Below are 17,488 nucleotides of genomic sequence, written 5' to 3' on the forward strand. Positions count from 1 at the left end.
AACTCACAATGAAATGTGCCCGCAGCCCGTTTGAAAAACGAGGCGAGAGCGCGATCAGATCGAGAGCGGAGAAGGTGGCCCTCGGGCCGGCAGGGGCGCGGCCGTGAGCCCGGCCAGCCGGGCAGTGGGGATCGACTGCATCGCCCGCGAGAGCGGCAACGCGGCGGGGATCGGCTGCAAGCCAGCGGGAAGAGGCGCGTCCATCGCCGCGCACATCGGGCAGTCCAGCGTATGGCTTTTCGCCTGGGTCGAGCCGTCCTCGCCCTTGACCAGGATCTTGATGGCCCCGGCGGCCGAGCAGACCAATTCAAGCCCCTGGGGGTTGACGATGGGCGAAGCAATGGCGATCCCGACGGAAACGGCGAACCACGCAAGCACGAGGCGGGCAATGAAACGGGCGCGGCGCAGGGTTTCCATGGAGGCGGGCGATTATCCCCTGAGATCTCTCGTCGAGTACATTTCCTGCACATGTCCGCGCATACCCAGATCCGCCTCGCTTCCCTGTCTAGCGCCGCCTACGGCGCGCTCCTCGTGAGTGGCGCCGTTTATCACTTCCAGCGCACCGGCAGTTTCCGCGCCCTGGGGCACAGCCTGGCGCAACCCACCCTGTGGATCGCGCTGCTGATCGCCGCGCTGGTGACCTTCGGCTTGTGGCAGCGCCATGCCTGGGCCTGGTGGCTGGGCATCGCGGCGGCGGCCTATCAGATCTTCCGGATCGTCAGCGCGTACGTGCAGGGGCGCGGCTTCGGCCACATGCCGGGATTCCCCACGCTGCTCGCGCTGGCGCTGCTGGTTCTGATCCTGGTGCTGCTGTTGCCGCGCAAGGCGCGCCTGGGCTGCAACCGCTGAGGCTGGCGCTTCCCGGAGAATCGGCTATTCTGAGCTGATGGACGTGCGTGATGGCTTTACCGAGGCGGTGGGCAACACACCGCTCATCAGGCTGCGTCAAGCGTCCGAACTGACGGGCTGCGAAATTCTCGGCAAGGCCGAGTTCATGAATCCCGGCGGATCGGTGAAGGACCGCGCGGCGCTCTACATCGTGCTCGATGCCGAAGCGCGCGGCGAGTTGCGGCCGGGAGGCCTCATCGTCGAGGGGACTGCAGGCAACACCGGCATAGGTCTCGCGCTCGTGGGCAACGCGCGCGGCTACCGCACCGTCGTCGTGATCCCGCAGACGCAAAGCCAGGAGAAGAAAGATGCGCTTCGCCTGTACGGGGCCGAACTGCGCGAAGTGCCCGCGGCGCCGTACAGTGATCCCAACAATTACGTGCACGTGGCCGAGCGCCTCGCGCTCGAACTGGCGCGCACCGAACCCAACGGCGTCCTGTACGCCAACCAATGGGACAACCTCTCCAATCGGGACGCCCACGTCCGCTCCACCGGGCCGGAGATCTGGCGGCAGACGGAAGGCCGGGTTGACGGCTTTACCTGTTCGATCGGTACGGGCGGCACGCTGGCAGGCGTGGGGTTGTACCTGAAGGAACGCAAGGCGGGCGTGGTCATTGCCGCGGCCGATCCCATGGGTGCGGCGATGTACCACTACATCAAGCATGGCGAACTGCGCAGTGAGGGCGGCTCTATCACCGAGGGCATCGGCCAAAGCCGGATCACGCGCAATCTGGAGCATGCGCCGATAGACGACGCCTACCAGATCAAGGATGAAGAGGCGTTGCCCGTGCTTTTCGATCTGCTGCGCCACGAGGGCTTGTGCCTGGGCGGCTCCAGCGGCATCAACGTCGCCGGTGCGATCCGCCTTGCGCGCGACCTCGGCCCGGGCCACACGATCGTCACCATCCTCGCCGACGCGGGCACCCGCTACCAATCGAAGCTATACAACCCGTCCTTCCTGCGCGAGAAAAATCTTCCCGCTCCGGCATGGCTCACCGGTTGATGCGAAGACTTCACGATCCGTCACTTGTTTTTCGCCGTAAGCTGCTTCTCACCGCCAGCTTTCGAACGATCGATGAGAACGAACGAGTCTGCATCGTCTGCTTGGCGTCACGCTTGCGCAGGATGCCCGGTGTTCTGATGGGGGTCGGGTTCTCCAAGGGAACGATGCAGAGCTCGGTGTTTGGCGGGATCGCGCCAATGGCGACGATTGCCCCGATCTGCGTGCGGGCGGCAAGCCCGAGCAACGGCGCGATCGTGTTCATTTCCGAGACGATGACCGGCTCTGCGCCGGCGGCCTGAAAGCACTCGTCGAGCAGCGTGCGTGTCGCAAACGTCTTGGGCAGCAAGGCGAGGCGTTGCCCGTGCAACTCGACCATGCGAATGCGCTTGCGATGCGCCAGCGGATGCTCGCTCGAGACCGCAAGCACCATCTCCTCGTTGTACAGCGGCTCGAACCAGAGGTCGGACGGACCCGTGGGACGGTAGGCAATCCCGAGGTCCAGTTCACCGGCATTGAGTCCGGCGCCGATGCCATCGGCGGGCAGTTCCGTCACGATGACCTTCGCCGTCGGGTGTCGAGCGAGAAAGGTGGCCGCGCACTCCGGGATGAAACCGAGGTTGAACGTGTTGGTGGCGCCCACGCGCACCTCGCCGGCCAGCTCTCCCGCGGACATCTTGAGGGCGCGCAGCCCCTGATCCACTTCACGCAGCGATCTGGCGGCGAACTCGAGGAAGAGTTCGCCCGCCTCCGTCACGACCACCCGCTTGCCGACGCGCTCGAACAGAGCGTGTCCCAGCTCGTCCTCCAGCTGCCGGATTTGATGCGACAGCGTCGACTGCGTGACGTGCACGCGCTCGGCCGCGCGCGTGAAGTTGAGGCACTCGGCGAGTGCGACGAAGTAGCGCAGGTGTCTCAGCTCCATTTCCCCCAGCTCCTTCAATCGATGCTGTCGATGATAACCATGGAAATTCATCATTTCCATCTTTCATCGTGGGAACTTACGCTTCACCCATCCAAGGAGACATCCATGTCCGAGTACGACGAGTCAACGCTGACGCAAGCCGTCATCGATAGCTTTTCCCAGTGCAGCGATGAGCGCTTCAAACAGCTGATGGGCTCGCTGGTCAAGCACTTGCACGCCTTCATCCGGGACGTTGACCTGACGCCCGAGGAGTGGATGGGCGCGATCCGCTTCCTCACGGAAACGGGGCAGAAGTGCGACGACAAGCGCCAGGAGTTCATCCTGCTTTCCGACACGATCGGCGCTTCGATGCTCGTCGTCGCGCTCGACCAGGCGCGCGCTTCGCGCGGCGCGAAGGGCGCGACCCCCGCCACCGAGGCGACGGTGCAGGGCCCGTACTACTGGGAAGGCGCGCCGGACAAGCCGCTCGGCGCGGACCTCGCAGAAGGGGTGCCCGGCGAGCCGGCGTCGTATTACGGCCGAGTCACCGACACCGACGGCAACCCGATCGCCGGCGCCCTGCTCGATGTCTGGTCGGGCGACGGCGAAGGCGTCTATGACATGCAGGTCGAAGGACAGACCGAGATGCGGGCGCGCGGCCGGTTCCGCACCGATGAGGAGGGCCGCTACTGGTTCTGGTCGATTCGTCCGATGTACTACCCGATTCCCATGGACGGTCCGGTGGGGCGGATGATCAAGCGCATGGGGCGGCATCCGAACCGGCCCGGCCATATTCACATGATCGTGTCGGCAGCGGGTCATGTGCCGGTCACGACGCATCTGTTCGTTGCCGACAGCCCCTACATCGACTCCGACATCGTGTTCGGCGTCCGCGACAGCCTCATCGTTCCGTTCGATCACCACAGCCCCGGCACGGCGATCGACGGCAGGGTGATGTCCAAGCCTTACTGGTCGGCTCACTACGACTTCCGCCTGGTCGCGAAACGCGACTGATCCAGGCCCCGAGCGGGCCACGCACTGAAAGGGACTGACATGAAAATCGGCAAGGAAACTGTGCCGCGCACAGCCATCTCGACCTCCGACGAGAACACGATCGTCGTCCGCGGACGAAATCTGTCCCGAGACCTCATCGGCAAGATTTCATTCACGGACTACTTCCACCTGCTCGTGACCGGCAAGCTGCCCACTCCCGCGGCGACCGCCGTGCTCGACGCCACGCTGGTCGCGATTGCGGAACATGGACTGGTACCCAGCGTGCAGGCCAGCCGCATGACGCTCGCCGCAGCCCCCGACGCGCTGCAGGGCGCGGTGGCAGCCGGCATCCTAGGCTGCGGCTCGGTCATCCTCGGCGCCTCGGAGACGGCGGGACGACTGTTCAGCGAGATCGACAAGCGCGCCGGTGCCGGCGGTGATCTGGACGAGGCGGCGCTGGCCGTCGTCAAGGCATACCGCGAAGCGGGCAAGTCGATCCCGGGCTACGGCCACCCGCTGCACAAAGAACGTGACCCGCGTGTCGACGCGCTGTTCGCGGTCGCGCGCGAGCACGGCGCCGACCTGCGTTTCATCGCTATCGCGGATGCAGTCGAACGCGTCATCCCCGGCGTTCTGGGCAAGGACCTCAAGCTCAACGTCTCGGCCGCCATTCCGGCAGTGCTGCTGGGTGTCGGCTTTCCGCTTCTCGCGCTGAAGGGCGTCCCTATCCTCGCGCGCACCGCCGGCCTGATCGCGCACCTGAACGAAGAACTCGAGCAGTCGATCGGCTTCGCGCTGTCCTACCAAGCGTCGCGGGAAGTCGTCTACGAAGGCGAGCTCCCTGAGGGATTCGGGCGCAAGTCCTGAGCCGCACCACGAGGAAAACAACCCCATGCCAAAAGTTCTTCAAGGCCTGCGCGTGCTCGAACAGGGCACTTTCATCACCGGTCCCGCGGCCGGCATGCTGCTGGGCGACCTCGGCGCCGACGTCATCAAGATCGAGCAGCCAGGCACCGGCGATCCGTTCCGCGCCTTCAAGGGCGGACTCTACAGCCCGCACTTCCAGACCTATAACCGCAACAAGCGCAGCGTCACGATCGACGTGAAGTCGGCTGCCGACCGGGAGCTGATGGATCAGATGGTGCGCGATGCGGACGTGTACATCCAGAACTTCCGCCCCGGCGTCGCCGAAAAGCTCGGCATGGGAGAAGAGAGGCTGCGCGCGCTGAACCCGCGCCTGATCTACTGTTCCATCAGTGGATTCGGCCCCGACGGGCCGGCTGCGCACCGGCCGAGCTACGACACCGTCGCGCAGGCCGCCAGTGGCTATCTCAACCTGCTGGTGAATCCGGGCAATCCCCGCGTCGTCGGCCCGGCCATTGCCGACGCCGTCACCGGCCACTACGCCGCCTATGGCGTCCTGGGCGCGCTGTTCGAACGCAGCCGAACCGGCGTGGGCCGCAAGGTGGAAATCTCGATGCTCGAGGCGATGAGCCACTTCAACCTCGACGCCTTCACGCACTACTACTCGGCAGGCGAAGTGATGGGGCCGTTCAGCCGGCCCAGCGTCTCCCAGTCCTACGTGCTGAAGTGCAGCGACGGCAAGTGGATCGCTTTGCACATGTCCTCGCCGGAGAAGTTCTGGCAGGGGCTTGCCAATGCCATCGAGCGCCCCGAGATTTTCCAGGACGAGCGCTTTTCGACGCGCACCGGGCGCATCGAAAACCAGGACGCGCTGATCGCCTTGCTCGGCAAGATCTTCGCGACACAGCCGCGCGACACATGGTGTGCCCGCCTCGAAGCGCAGGACGTTCCGTTCGCCCCGATGTACGACACCAGCGAGGCCCTCGAGGACCCGCAAGCCAAGCACCTTCGCCTGCTGGTCTCCGCCGTCCATCCCGAGATGGGAGACTTCCGCACCGTCCGATCGCCGATCTCCTACGATGGCCAGCCTACGCTCGACGTCGTTCCGCCTCCCACGCTCGGCCAGCACGACGACGAAGTGAGGGCGGAGGTCCGTGCGCGCGTCGCGGCGTCTTCGCGGGGGGCGCAATGATCACTTCGTTCACCCGACGGGAACTCCTCACCTTGGCTGCCGGCGCCTGCCTGGCAGTAGCCGGCAACGTCTGGGCGCAGGAGACGGGCGCCATCGTACGGCTCGTTGTTCCATTTGGAGCGGGCACGACGACCGACAGCGTCGGGCGCGTCGTCGCAGAGTCGCTCAGCAGGGCGTTGAAGCAAAACGTCATCGTCGACAACCGGCCGGGCGCAGGCGGGTCGACCGGCTCCAACCAGGTCGCCAAGGCGTCGCCCGACGGCAGCACGTTACTTCTAGGGACTGTCGGCACGCACGCGATCAACGCCACGTTGTTCCGCAATCTGCCTTATGACCCGCAGAAGAATTTCGTGCCGATCGCCTTCGTCGGCTACACGCCGCTGCTGCTGGTCGTGCCCTCGAATTCGAGCGCGAAATCGCCGAAGGACCTGGTGGCGATGGCGCAGCGCCCACAGGGGATCACGTTCGCCTCGGCGGGGAACGGCACCTCGGGGCACCTGGCCGGCGAGCTGCTCTCCAAGCTCGGCGGAAAGATGATCCACGTCCCCTACAAGGAGGGCTCGCAGGCGCTGACGGACCTGATCTCGGGCAACGTGGACTTCATGTTCTACCACCCGACGGCGGTCGTTCCGCACATGAAGTCCGGCAAGTTGCGTGCGCTGGGCGTCAGCAGCGCGGTGCGCTCGCCGCTCGCGCAGGACGTCCCGACGCTGGCCGAACAGGGCTTCAGCGATTTCGATCTGATCGCCTGGTTCATGCTTTACGCCCCGGCAGACACTCCAGCTCCCGTGGTTGAGCAACTGCGCAAGGCCGCAGCGACGGCCTTGGGCGGCTCGGACACGCAGGCTCGTCTCGTCGCACAAGGCGTCGAGTTGCGCCGTATGCGCAGCGACGAACTGGCCGCATTCAATGGCGCCGAAATCCGCAAGTGGGCCGATCTCGTCAAACGCTCAGGAGCCCAGGTGGATTGACCTAGTCAGCCTCGGGTGCAAATTTTCAATCGTGAACACAAACTTGAACAGGAGACATCGTATGCATTATCTGATCCGGCCTTTCTCTGCCCTGCTGCTGATCCTGGCCGTTGCGGCCGCGCAGGCACAAACGGCCGATTGGCCCACCAAGCCCATCAAGGTGATGGTGGGGTTTGCCGCCGGAACACCTCCGGATGTCTTCGCCCGCATCTATGGCGAGTTCGCCGCCAAGAAGCTCGGCGTTCCGGTCGTCATCGACAACAAGCCCGGCTCGGCCGGCAATCTGGCGAGCGACGCGGTTGCCAAGTCCCAGGCTGACGGCTACACCGTCCTCTACAACGTCTCGACCGCCCTCACGATCAACCCGCACATCTACTCGAAGTTGCCGTTCGATCCGAGCAAGGACCTCGTGCCGGTGGCGACGACGATGCGGCAAGGCCTGGTGCTCATTTCCAATCCGCCGTTCCCCGCCAAGTCGCTGCCGGAGGTGGTGGATCAAGCCCGCAAGAACCCCGGCGCGCTGTCGCACGCCTCTTATGGAGCCGGTAGCCCGTCGCACCTCATCATGGAATGGCTCAAGGACGAGACCAAGACCACCATGCTGCATGTGCCGTATCGCTCCACGCCCATGAGCGAGCTGATCGGCGGGCAGGTCGACATGCTCCTCGAGCCCATTGCCTCGGCTTACCCGATGATCGCCAGCGGACGCGTCAAAGCCCTGGCTTACTCAGGCTCGCAGCGTCACCCCGCAATGCCCAACGTGCCCACTTTCGCCGAGAGCGTCTCGGGGCTGGCGATGATGTCATGGCATGGCATCTGGGCACCGGCGGCCACGCCTCCAGCCGTGGTGGATCGCCTGCATGCCGCCCTGCTCGCCGCAAGCCGGGATCCCGAGGTGCAACGGCGCATCAAGGAGCTCAACAGCGAGCCCCTGGGAGTCACTCGCGCAGAAATGAGCGAGATGGTCCGGCGCGATTCCGACATCTACGGCCGGATCGTCAAGGCCAAGAACATCCGTGTCGACTGAAATTCACGGAATCTCATGAGTGCTGTCTTGAACGACGAAGGGCTCGACCTGCTGTTTCGCAGGGCCCGTACTCACAGTGCATGGCAGCGTCTTCTGCCGGCGCTGTCGAAGGGCAATGTGGAGAAGACGATCTCGGCACCGGTGACAGCCGTCATCGGCTACGACGCTCGCTTCTACGAGCACCTGCCGAAGCTGTTCCCGCAGACCGACGCACGCTCGTGGTTCCTCAACACCCCCGAGTTGGCTGAAGAAACTGCGCGGCGCAATAGTTCGCTGCAAGGCGCATACCTGATGCTGGCGGCGCGTGCCCTCGGGCTGGACTGCGGTCCGATGTCGGGCTTCGACCGGGCCAAGGTCGACCACGAGTTTTTCCCCCGCGGGCAGCCGGTGCAGGACGATTTCCACCAGGAGTATTTTCCCGACAGCCACATCAAGACCAACTTTCTGTGCAACCTCGGCTACGGCGATGCGGCCAAGCTGCACCCGCGCAACCCGAGGCTCGACTTCAATGAAGCGTGCAAGTTGCTTTGAAACCACGATTAGAGTTTTCCCGAGAGATTTGGCGCCTCCGGTGTGCAAAATGGACTTGTGTCTATCCAAACCCTGCGCATCACGCCCATCGCGAGTTTCGTCATCGCGTTCCTGCTGGGAGGCTTGCTCTGGCTTGCCGCCCCGGTCGCCATTGGTCGCGCCCTCAGGCCGTGGGAAGCGTTAGCCGGTGCGGCCGCGATTCTGGCGCTTCTGGAGTGGTGGCGAGGACGCCGGCTTCGGCGAGAGCGTGAGCAAATCGATAGCTTGCGCGACTCGGCCCTCTGGTAAGCGGCGCACGCTGCACTAAATTCACCCGGCGCCGGGCCTCGCGGCCCGACGCCGGGTGCGCTCTCTCCCTGTGACAGCGTCCTAACGAATCGCGAACGGGCCGCCCGCCTGGCCGGTGACGGTGAAGCGGCCGTTGCCCTGGTAGGTGACCTCGACCATCTGGTTCTGGCCGCCGGTGATGGAGCCCAGGGTGCCGCCGGAGGTTCGGTTGCCCGTGGTGGTGAAGACCTTGCCGCCGCCGCCGGTCGGGTTGCCGTTGTCCACGGCGGTGATCCAGTTGCCGTCGTAGGAGAGGCTGATGCCGCGCCACCACAAGTTCATGTCGCCGGTGCCGCCGTGCCAGTCCCAGGGGTCGTCGCCGCCCGCATTGCTGATGAAGTTATAGCCGGGATAGCCGTAGACGTCCGCGCGCGGCTCCTGCGCTGCGACCACGCGGCCGTCGCGCGAGACCGCCAGCCCGCTCCAGGTGCTGTAGCCGAAGCGCTGCGTGAAGGTGGCGCCGCCGTCGTCGCTGACCCAGGGGTGGCCGCCCTGGTCCAGCACCGCCATGCGCATGCCGTCGGCGCTGGCCGCGGCAAAGGTCCAGTTGCCACTGGCCAGGCGGCGCGTCCATGTGGCGCCGCTGTCGGTGGAAACATAGACACCCTGGTTGGCCGGATCGCCGCCGTAGTGCGACGCGACCGCGACCAGGCGCGTGCCGTCGCTGGAGCCGGCGACCGTGCGCCAATCGGTGTTGGCCGTGCCCGCGATGAGCGTGAAAGAGGCGCCGCCGTTGGTCGAGGCATAGAGTGTCCCGCCAACCGCGGCGCCCACGATGCGCTGGCCGTCGTCCGACATGTAGACGCCCATCCAGGACAGTCCCGAGCCGCTGCGTGCGGTCCAGGTCTGCCCGGAATCGCTCGACGTGTGGAGCACGGTGTTCCCCAGCGCGGCGAGCTTGGTGCCGTCGGCGGACATGAGGACCTGCGTCCAGTTGTCGGTGGGCGCGCTGCTTCGGGTCCAGGTGACCCCGGCATCCGAGGAAAGGTAGATGCCACCGGGATCGGCAATCGCCGCGACGCGGTTGCCGCTGGCCGACGACGCTGTGCCGGCCCATTTCAGGTTGGGCGATGCCGCGTCGGGCACCCGCTCGGTCCAGGTGGCGCCGGGCGCCACGTTGCCGGGCAGGTTGGTGGTGACGACCCACTGCCCGGCGTTCTGCGCCAGGCGCCAGCTGGCCGCGCTTTGGCCCGTGACCGTCACCTTGTCGCCGACCTGGAGGTCGGCGTTGGCGGGAAGCGTGATCACCACGGTTTGCGTCGAGGTGGAAGTCACCGAGTAGCTGATGTTGGGCGCAGCCTGTTGCGACGTGCCCGTCACATCCGCGGTGCCGGGCGCAGGCGTCGGCGCCGGAGCTGGTGCGGGTGAAGGAGCTGGTGCGGGGATGGTTTCGGGCTCGACCGGTGCGGGCGCCGGCGCCACGGCGTCGGCAGTACTGCTGACCTGCGTGGCACCGCCGGCACCCCCGCCACCGCCGCCGCCGCAGGCGGTCAGCCACAGCGCGGCCAGGGACAATGCCACGTATTTCGCGCCGTTCTTTGTATCGTTGGTGTACGAGCTCATCTCTGTGTTACCTCCTGGGCGTGGCACAGACGCCTGGTCACAGGATTGTTCGATTCGTTGCATGCTCAGCGCATGAGCCAGAAGAGTCAAACCATGTAGGAAGACCCTCATGCTGCATGTCGGGCAGGAGAGCAGCGCCGCATCAATGGGCGCCTACAACAAAGGTGCTGAGTTCGCCGATTGCCTAGCGGCTCTTCATCCAGGCCGCCATGGTGTCGAGCAGTTCCTCGCGCACCTGCTCGTCGGTGCGGCCGGAGCGCGCCAGCACGTGGAAGGAGTGGTCGGCACCATCGACGATGTGCAGGGTGGCGCGGCTGCCCAGCTTCGTGGTGGCATCCCGGATGAGTTCAAGGTCGGCCAGCGTGTCACGCGTCCCCTGCAGGAACAGCATCGGCACCTGGACGCCGGCCAGATGCCCCGCACGGTCGATGGAAGGTTTGCCCGCAGGATGCAGGGGAAAGCCCACGAAGACGATCCCGCGCACATTCGGCAGCGGCTCGGCGGCCTGCGCCTGCGATGTCATGCGCCCGCCGTACGACTTGCCGCCGGCGAAGAGGGGCAGGCCGGGCAATTGCTTCGCAGCCGCTTGAACCGCCGCGCGAACGGCGCCGTGCGCCACTGCCGGCAGATCCGGCCGCTTGGAGCCTTGCTCCATGTACGGGAACTGGAAGCGCAAGCTCGCAATGCCGCGCTGGGCCAGGCCCGTGGCGATGGCCGCCATGAACGAGTGGTGCATGCCGGCTCCGGCGCCATGGGCGAACACATAGCAGGCCTGGGCATGGGCCGGGGCGTCGAGGAGCCCGGAGACCATCGTTCCGTCGGCCAGCGAAATCGTCACTCGGTCCATCAGATGTGCAGCGCCTGCCCCAGTGCACGCAGCGCTGTCTCCTGTACCGCTTCGCCCAGCGTGGGATGCGCGTGGATGGTCGCTGCCACGTCTTCCAGCCGCGCACCCATCTCCATCGACTGCGAAAACGCAGCGCTCAGCTCCGCCACGCCGCGGCCCACCGCCTGCCAGCCCACGATCAGGTGGTTGTCCCGCCGCGCCACCACGCGCACGAAACCCTCGGTGGATTCGATGCTCATGGCGCGGCCGTTGGCGGCGAAGGGGAACGCGGCCGTGATGCAGTCCAGCCCGCCTTGTCCGGCTTCCTGCGGTGACAAGCCAACGACCACCACTTCCGGATCGGTGAAGCAGATCGCCGGAATCGCGGCGGGGGCGAAGCGCCGCTTGTGCCCGGCGATGACCTCGGCCACCAGCTCACCCTGCGCCATGGCGCGGTGCGCCAGCATCGGCTCGCCGGTCACGTCGCCGATGGCCCAGACGTTGCGCATCGAGGTGCGGCATTGCTCGTCGATCTTGATGGAACGGCCCGCCATGTCCAGGTGCAGCGATTCCAGCCCGAAGCCTTCGGTGCGCGGCTTGCGGCCGACGGCGACCAGCACGCGATCCGCCGGCAGGGCGAATTCGTCGGCATTGGCGCTGCGCACGCGCACGGCAGCGCCGTTGTCGGTGAGGCCCTGCACGCTGCAGCTCAGGTGCAGCACCACGCCCAGGCGCTTGAGTGTTGCCAGCACCGGCCGCGTGAGTTCATCGTCGTAGCTCGGCAGCACGCGGTTGGTGGCCTCCACAACGGCCACTTCCGCGCCGAGCTTGCGATAGGCGATGCCCAACTCCAGGCCGATATAGCCCGCTCCGACGACCACCATCCGCTTGGGCAGATCGGCAGGCGCCAGCGCTTCGGTGGAAGAAATGACGCCGCCCCCGAAAGGCATCGAGGGCAGTTCCACCGGTACCGAGCCCGTTGCCAGCAGCAGGTGCTCGCACTGCAGGCGCAGCGCTTCGCCCTGCGCTGGTTGCACGTCCACCGTCTTGCCGTCGACGAGCGTGGCCCAGCCCCGGACAACCTGCACGCCGTTTTTCTTGAGCAGGGTGGCGACGCCGCCAGTGAGCTTGCCGACGATGCCGTCCTTCCAGCGCACGGTCTGCGGCAGATCGATCTCGGGCGCCTTCACCCGGATGCCCAAGGGCGATCCGTTGGCATAGAGCCGGGCTTTCTCGAATTCGTCGGCGGCGTGGATCAGTGCCTTGGACGGAATGCAGCCGATATTCAGGCAGGTGCCGCCCAGCATTTCGCCTTCCACCAGCACCGTCGGTATGCCCAGCTGCCCGGCGCGTATCGCCGCCACATAACCGCCAGGTCCGCCGCCGATCACCAGCAGCTTGGTCGATTGAGATTTCATGCAGGCTCCACGAACAGCAGGGCCGGCGACTCCAGCAGCGCGCGTATCGCCTGCACGAACTCGGCTGCATGCACGCCATCGACTACGCGGTGATCGAACGACGAGGACAGGTTCATCATCTGGCGCGCGACCATTGCGCCGCCGCGGATCATGGGCCGCTCGACCATGCGGTTCACGCCGATGATCGCGACCTCGGGATGGTTGATCACCGGCGTCGTCACGATGCCGCCCAGCGCGCCCAGGCTGGTGATGGTGATGGTCGAGCCGGTGAGCTGCTCGCGCGTGGCCTTGCCGCTGCGCGCCGCCTCGGCCAGGCGCGAGATCTCGCCGGCGCAGGACCACAGATCGTGCGCCTCGGCGTGCCGCAGCACCGGCACCATCAGGCCCGGCTCGGTCTGGGTGGCGATGCCCAGATGCACGGCACCGTAGCGCGTCACGGCGCCGCCTTCGTCGTCGTAGCGGGCGTTCATCTGCGGAAAGTCGCGCACCGCCAGCACCACGGCGCGCGCCACGAACGGCAGCAAGGTCAGCTTGCCGCGTTCGGCCGAGAATTTCTTGTTCAGCTGCGCACGCAGGGCCTCGAGCTCGGTCACGTCGATTTCCTCGACGTAGGTGAAATGCGGGATGCGGCGCTTGGACTCCTGCATCTTGTGCGCGATCATGCGGCGCAGCCCGATCACGGCGACTGACTCTTCCTCATGCCGCTGGGCATAGGCGCTGCCGCCGGTCCGGGGCGCGGGCTGGCCGCGCGATGCCAGGTAGACGTCCAGGTCCTCGTGCATGATGCGGCCCGCCGGGCCGCTGCCGTGCACGTATTGCAGTTCTATCCCCAGGTCCCAGGCGCGGCGGCGCACCGCCGGCGAGGCGATCGGCTTGTCGCCGGGCGCGCGGGTCGGTGGTGCTTGCGTTCGCGGCGGCGCGCGGGGCTCGTCCTTCACGGCGGCGACCGGCGCGGCGGCGCTGGGCTCGCGAACCGCAGGGGCTGGTGCGGGCGCCGGCGCGGAAGCTTTTTTCGGCGCGGCAGGCGGCGCATCGTCTTTCACGTTGCCCGTGCCTTCCACCTCTAGCCGGATCAGCTCCGCGCCCACGGCCATCTGCTCGCCCACCGTGCCACCGAGCGACACGACCTTGCCCGATACGGGGGACGGAATCTCTACCGTCGCCTTGTCCGTCATCACGTCCGCCAGGAGCTGGTCTTCCTTGACGGTGTCGCCCGGCTTCACATGCCAGGCCACCAGTTCCACCTGGGCAATGCCTTCGCCGATGTCCGGCATCTTGATCACATGAGTTCCCATGGTCAGGCCTCCATCGTTCGCTTGAGGGCGGCACCGACACGCTCGGGGCCGGGAAAGTAAGCCCATTCCTGCGCATGCGGGTAGGGCGTGTCCCAACCGGCGACGCGTTCCACGGGCGCCTCCAGGTGATAGAAGCAATGCTCCTGGACCAACGCCACCAGTTCGGCGCCGAAGCCGCTGGTGCGCGTGGCTTCGTGCACCACCACGCAGCGGCGGGTTTTCTTGACCGAGGCGATGATGGTGTCCAGGTCCAGCGGCCAGATCGATCGCAGGTCGATGATCTCGGCGTCGATGCCGGTTTCGCTGGCGGCGCAATCCGACACCCAGACCATGGTGCCGTAGGTCAGCACCGTGACGTCCTTGCCGGGGCGGAACACCGACGCCGATTCCAGCGGCACGGTGTAGTAGCCCTCGGGCACTTCGCCCAGCGGATGCTTGGACCAGGGCACGACCGGCCGGTCGTGGTGGCCGTCGAAGGGGCCGTTGTAGAGGCGCTTGGGCTCCAGGAAGATGACCGGGTCGTCGTTCTCGATGGAGGCGATCAGCAGGCCCTTGGCGTCGTACGGATTGCTGGGCATCACCGTGCGGATGCCGCATACATGGGTGAACAGCGCTTCCGGGCTCTGGCTGTGCGTCTGGCCGCCGTAGATGCCGCCGCCGCAGGGCATGCGGATGGTGATGGGCGCGGTGAAGTCGCCGGCCGATCGGAAGCGCAGGCGCGCCGCTTCCGAAACGATCTGGTCCGAAGCCGGGTAGAAGTAGTCGGCGAACTGGATCTCCACCACCGGCCGCAGCCCATAGGCGCCCATGCCCACGGCCGTGCCGACAATGCCGCCTTCGGAGATCGGCGCGTCGAAGCAGCGCGACTTGCCGTACTTGGCCTGCAGGCCCTCGGTGACGCGAAACACGCCGCCGAAGTAGCCGACGTCCTGCCCGTACACCACGACGTTGTCGTCGCGCGCCATCATCACGTCCATGGCCGATCGCAGCGCCTGGATCATGGTCATGGGGCTGGTCTTGCCGCTGTCGGCCACGGCTTCCATGTCTTTGGTCTTGGTCAGCATGTTCAGACTCCCAGCTCTTGGCGTTGGCGGCGCAGGTGTTCGGGCATGTCCTTGTAGACATCCTCGAACATCGAAGCCGCGCTCGGGATATGGCCATCGAGCAAGGTGCCGAACCTCTCGGCCTCCTTCTGCGCGGCGATGACCTCGGCCTCCAGTTCGGTCTGGGCCTGCTGGTGCTGCGCATCGGACCATTCGCCGATGCCGATCAGGTGTTGCTTCAGGCGGGTGATCGGGTCTCCCAGCGGAAAGCGCTGCCAGTCGTCGGCCGGCCGGTATTTCGACGGATCGTCGGACGTCGAATGCGGGCCGCCGCGGTAGGTCACCCATTCGATCAGTGTCGGCCCGAAGTTGTTGCGGGCGCGCTCGGCCGCCCACTGAGAGGCGGCGTACACGGCCAGGAAGTCGTTGCCGTCCACGCGCAGCGAGGCGATGCCGCAGCCCGAGCCGCGCGCCGCGAAGGTCGTCGCCTCGCCGCCGGCGATAGCCTGGAAGGTGGAGATAGCCCACTGGTTGTTGACTACGTTCAGGATCACCGGTGCCCGGTACACATGGGCGAAGGTCAGGGCCGTGTGGAAGTCGGCCTCCGCCGTGGCGCCGTCGCCGATCCATGCCGATGCGATCTTGGTGTCGCCCTTGATCGCCGAGGCCATGGCCCAGCCGACGGCCTGGATGAACTGGGTGGCCAGGTTGCCCGAGATGGTGAAGAAACCGGCGCGCTTATACGAGTACATGACAGGCAGCTGGCGGCCCTTGAGCGGATCGCCCTGGTTACTCATCAGCTGGCAGATGAGTTCGACCATCGGCACGTCGTCGCGCGCCAGCAGCAGGCTCTGCTGGCGGTAGGTCGGGAAGCACATGTCGCCCTGCTGCAACGCGAATGACTGGGCCGTGCCGATCGCCTCCTCGCCCAGGCTCTGCATGTAGAACGAGAGCTTCTTTTGCCGCTGCGCGATCAGCATGCGCGCGTCGAAGATGCGCGTCTTCATCATCGACCGCAGTCCCTTGCGCAATCGGGCCGGCTCGATCTCGGGAGTCCAGGGCCCGACGGCGCGGCCGTCTTCGTCCAGCACGCGGATCAGCTCGTAGGCCAGGTCGTTGGTGTCGCGGGGCGTGGTGTCGGTCGGCGGCCGTCGGACGGCGCCGGCGGGCGAGACATGAAGGTAGGAAAAATCGGTCTTGCAGCCGGGGCGCCCGGAGGGCTCCGGCACATGCAAGCGAAGCGCTTGTTGTGTGCTCATTCATTCACTCCGCGCCCGGTCGTGCCAGACGCCTGTTCAAGGACGTGGACCTAGGCACAGCGGGTAGCCGCACCGGTCCGGAGTTTGCGCTTTTGCGCAGAGACCGAGTGTATGAGAAAAATTACCGGGGCTCGGCGTTAACATCGGATGTTAATCGCCGAGCCTCACGGAGCAGGACAAATGCGTCCTCGACGTAGTCCACCTCCTACCCTCCGTAATCTCCTACCGAGGGCGTCTGCCAAGACCTACAAGCCTCACTGTCCCGCAGCCTTTAGATTGGCCTATGACACGAAAGCGTCAAGCCAATCCGCCCATGGACCGCAAGCAGCCGCCCTCCAACAAAGAACGCTCGAACGATGCGGATCGCAGCGGCGCGGCTAGGCGCGCCCGGGACGGCCGCACGGGTGAAGGCGCGGAGAGCGCATTGGCGACCCTCAAGAGCATAGAGCGCGATCGCAAGCGCTCTCGGCCCGCCGACGACCCCTCCGATCGCTACACCTAGGCGCGGCTACCTACCCCCGGTCCTACAGCCTGTGCCCGATTCTCCGACGCTGATCTCGGAACGGGACCGCACACCGCAGCGATAGTGCCGGCTACGCTGCTTGCATGCCAAAAATATCCTCCACGCATTCCCCGCGTCCTCCCGCGATTGCGTTGCTGGCCATTGAGCCGATGCGCGCCACCATCGATTTCTGCCTGTCGCTGTTGGGCCGCAAGCCGCGGGCCACAGGAGACGGCCATCCCGTGCTGGTGCTGCCGGGCCTGGCCGCCGGCGACTGGTCCACGCTGCGCCTGCGCCGCGTGCTGGATCGCGCCGGCTTCAAGACCAGCGAGTGGGGCATGGGCATAAACCGCGGGCCGCAAGGCGACTTTGACAAGTGGCTGGCAGGACTCGAGGCCAAGGTTCGCGAACTGCACGCGCAAAACGGGCGCAAGGTCAGCCTGGTCGGCTGGAGCCTGGGCGGCATCTACGCGCGCGAACTCGCCAAGCGGACTCCCGAGCTGGTGCGCCAGGTGGTCACGCTGGGCAGCCCCTTCGGCGCCCCCGGCGCCAGCCACGCCGGCGGCGTATTCAGGTTGCTGAACGCGGGCCACTCGCAGCTGACCCCGGCCCTGGAGCGGCGCCTGCGCAGGGATCCGCCGGTGCCGACCACGGCCGTGTACAGCAAGACCGACGGCGTGGTGGCGTGGGAGGGCTGCACCGTGCGCGAGTCGGCCACCGCGGAGAATATCGAGGTGAGCTGCGTCAGCCACTGCGGCCTGGGCACGCATCCGCGGGTACTGCGCATCGTCGTGGACCGGCTCTCGCAGCCCCAAGGGCGCTGGCGCCCGTACCGCGAGGCCCGGCCCGCGAAGCCCCTACGGCTGGTGCCGCGCACCGTGTAGC

Annotated in this window: 19 protein-coding genes; 11 read left to right on the forward strand and 8 right to left on the reverse strand. The window is 66.4% G+C overall.

Annotated features, from left to right (window positions below; genetic code table 11):
- Window positions 1–54: 54 nt before the first annotated feature.
- Window positions 55–417 carry a hypothetical protein gene (locus HNE04_RS22435; protein ID WP_172224278.1) on the reverse strand — a complete coding sequence of 121 codons (363 nt, stop codon included), beginning with the start codon at window positions 415–417 and terminating at the stop codon, window positions 55–57.
- Window positions 418–468: 51 nt separating this feature from the next.
- Between HNE04_RS22435 and HNE04_RS22440 the strand changes: the two genes are divergently transcribed.
- Complete coding sequence (locus HNE04_RS22440; RefSeq protein ID WP_172224280.1) at window positions 469–849, forward strand: hypothetical protein; 381 nt, start codon at window positions 469–471, stop codon at window positions 847–849.
- Between the two features lie 37 nt (window positions 850–886).
- Window positions 887–1,891 carry a cysteine synthase A gene (locus tag HNE04_RS22445; RefSeq protein ID WP_172224283.1) on the forward strand — a complete coding sequence of 335 codons (1,005 nt, stop codon included), beginning with the start codon at window positions 887–889 and terminating at the stop codon, window positions 1,889–1,891.
- Between the two features lie 10 nt (window positions 1,892–1,901).
- On the opposite strand, the gene HNE04_RS22450 is transcribed toward HNE04_RS22445, so the two are convergent.
- On the reverse strand, window positions 1,902–2,813 hold the full coding sequence (locus HNE04_RS22450; protein ID WP_172224454.1) for a LysR substrate-binding domain-containing protein: 912 nt from the start codon (window positions 2,811–2,813) through the stop codon (window positions 1,902–1,904).
- Between the two features lie 105 nt (window positions 2,814–2,918).
- On the opposite strand from HNE04_RS22450, the gene HNE04_RS22455 reads away from it, so the two are divergent.
- The 7 genes from HNE04_RS22455 (at window position 2,919) to HNE04_RS22485 (ending at window position 8,658) form a co-directional block, all read left to right on the forward strand.
- A complete protein-coding gene (locus HNE04_RS22455) occupies window positions 2,919–3,806 on the forward strand; it encodes a dioxygenase family protein (RefSeq protein ID WP_172224286.1) in 888 nt (295 codons plus the stop codon).
- Window positions 3,807–3,845: 39 nt separating this feature from the next.
- On the forward strand, window positions 3,846–4,652 hold the full coding sequence (locus HNE04_RS22460; RefSeq protein ID WP_172224289.1) for a citryl-CoA lyase: 807 nt from the start codon (window positions 3,846–3,848) through the stop codon (window positions 4,650–4,652).
- Window positions 4,653–4,677: 25 nt separating this feature from the next.
- On the forward strand, window positions 4,678–5,841 hold the full coding sequence (locus HNE04_RS22465) for a CaiB/BaiF CoA transferase family protein (protein ID WP_172224291.1): 1,164 nt from the start codon (window positions 4,678–4,680) through the stop codon (window positions 5,839–5,841).
- A complete protein-coding gene (locus HNE04_RS22470; protein ID WP_172224294.1) occupies window positions 5,838–6,812 on the forward strand; it encodes a Bug family tripartite tricarboxylate transporter substrate binding protein in 975 nt (324 codons plus the stop codon). Before HNE04_RS22465 ends, HNE04_RS22470 begins: the two co-directional genes overlap by 4 nt.
- Window positions 6,813–6,873: 61 nt before the next feature.
- Entirely contained in the window at window positions 6,874–7,839 is a 966-nt protein-coding gene (locus HNE04_RS22475; protein ID WP_172224297.1) for a Bug family tripartite tricarboxylate transporter substrate binding protein, read from the forward strand.
- Window positions 7,840–7,854: 15 nt separating this feature from the next.
- On the forward strand, window positions 7,855–8,370 hold the full coding sequence (locus HNE04_RS22480) for a malonic semialdehyde reductase (RefSeq protein WP_172224300.1): 516 nt from the start codon (window positions 7,855–7,857) through the stop codon (window positions 8,368–8,370).
- Window positions 8,371–8,427: 57 nt separating this feature from the next.
- On the forward strand, window positions 8,428–8,658 hold the full coding sequence (locus tag HNE04_RS22485) for a hypothetical protein (RefSeq protein ID WP_172224302.1): 231 nt from the start codon (window positions 8,428–8,430) through the stop codon (window positions 8,656–8,658).
- Window positions 8,659–8,739: 81 nt separating this feature from the next.
- Here HNE04_RS22485 and HNE04_RS27895 read toward each other — a convergent pair whose 3' ends face one another.
- The 6 genes from HNE04_RS27895 to HNE04_RS22515 all read right to left on the reverse strand — a co-directional run bounded on the left by HNE04_RS27895 (window position 8,740) and on the right by HNE04_RS22515 (window position 16,101).
- Window positions 8,740–10,260, reverse strand: a complete 1,521-nt coding sequence (locus HNE04_RS27895; protein ID WP_207717687.1) for a WD40/YVTN/BNR-like repeat-containing protein — start codon at window positions 10,258–10,260, stop codon at window positions 8,740–8,742.
- A gap of 184 nt (window positions 10,261–10,444) precedes the next feature.
- The gene (locus tag HNE04_RS22495) at window positions 10,445–11,107 is read right to left on the reverse strand and encodes an alpha/beta hydrolase family protein (RefSeq protein ID WP_172224305.1); all 663 of its coding nucleotides are present in this window, start codon (window positions 11,105–11,107) and stop codon (window positions 10,445–10,447) included.
- The gene (gene lpdA, locus HNE04_RS22500; protein ID WP_172224308.1) at window positions 11,107–12,504 is read right to left on the reverse strand and encodes a dihydrolipoyl dehydrogenase; all 1,398 of its coding nucleotides are present in this window, start codon (window positions 12,502–12,504) and stop codon (window positions 11,107–11,109) included. Before lpdA ends, HNE04_RS22495 begins: the two co-directional genes overlap by 1 nt.
- The gene (locus HNE04_RS22505) at window positions 12,501–13,799 is read right to left on the reverse strand and encodes a dihydrolipoamide acetyltransferase family protein (RefSeq protein WP_172224311.1); all 1,299 of its coding nucleotides are present in this window, start codon (window positions 13,797–13,799) and stop codon (window positions 12,501–12,503) included. Before HNE04_RS22505 ends, lpdA begins: the two co-directional genes overlap by 4 nt.
- A gap of 2 nt (window positions 13,800–13,801) precedes the next feature.
- Entirely contained in the window at window positions 13,802–14,863 is a 1,062-nt protein-coding gene (locus tag HNE04_RS22510) for an alpha-ketoacid dehydrogenase subunit beta (RefSeq protein WP_235965309.1), read from the reverse strand.
- A gap of 2 nt (window positions 14,864–14,865) precedes the next feature.
- The gene (locus HNE04_RS22515; RefSeq protein WP_172224313.1) at window positions 14,866–16,101 is read right to left on the reverse strand and encodes a 3-methyl-2-oxobutanoate dehydrogenase (2-methylpropanoyl-transferring) subunit alpha; all 1,236 of its coding nucleotides are present in this window, start codon (window positions 16,099–16,101) and stop codon (window positions 14,866–14,868) included.
- 313 nt (window positions 16,102–16,414) lie between these two features.
- On the opposite strand from HNE04_RS22515, the gene HNE04_RS22520 reads away from it, so the two are divergent.
- Both HNE04_RS22520 and HNE04_RS22525 read left to right on the forward strand, forming a co-directional pair.
- Window positions 16,415–16,603 (forward strand): hypothetical protein, encoded by a 189-nt coding sequence (locus HNE04_RS22520; protein WP_172224316.1) that lies wholly within the window; start codon window positions 16,415–16,417, stop codon window positions 16,601–16,603.
- Between the two features lie 104 nt (window positions 16,604–16,707).
- The gene (locus HNE04_RS22525) at window positions 16,708–17,487 is read left to right on the forward strand and encodes an esterase/lipase family protein (protein ID WP_172224319.1); all 780 of its coding nucleotides are present in this window, start codon (window positions 16,708–16,710) and stop codon (window positions 17,485–17,487) included.
- Window position 17,488: the final 1 nt, after the last annotated feature.

Origin of the sequence: Caenimonas soli, from assembly GCF_013155545.1 — a bacterium.
Classification (GTDB): Bacteria; Pseudomonadota; Gammaproteobacteria; order Burkholderiales; family Burkholderiaceae_C; genus Ramlibacter; species Ramlibacter soli.